Source organism: Enterovibrio coralii, assembly GCF_001559595.1.
GTDB lineage: Bacteria > Pseudomonadota > Gammaproteobacteria > Enterobacterales > Vibrionaceae > Enterovibrio > Enterovibrio coralii.
Genome location: NZ_LNTY01000045.1, coordinates 1 through 206 on the forward strand (window position 1 = coordinate 1; position 206 = coordinate 206).

The 206-nt window shown below is 50.5% G+C and carries 1 protein-coding gene; it reads right to left on the reverse strand.

What is annotated here, in order from left to right:
* A partial coding sequence (locus tag ATN88_RS27585; RefSeq protein WP_232313355.1) for a hypothetical protein occupies positions 1 to 206 on the reverse strand: 206 nt, incomplete at both ends.

The following is a 206-nucleotide window of genomic DNA, read 5'->3' on the forward strand; positions in this document are numbered from 1 at the left end:
CCCTATAATGCCGCTTCACCGACACGGAGAGCGGCTTCCAACAAGGAAACGCCCACTGAATCGGTACGGCGAAAAGGCCTTCAAAACTGAATGAAAATAAACGCTTGACGCGTTTGAATGAATCAGTAAAATGGCCGCCCGCTTCAACGGAAAAGCTTCCGTCGAGGCAAGTCAACAAGGTGTTTTGAGGGTTGCGAAAGCAACGC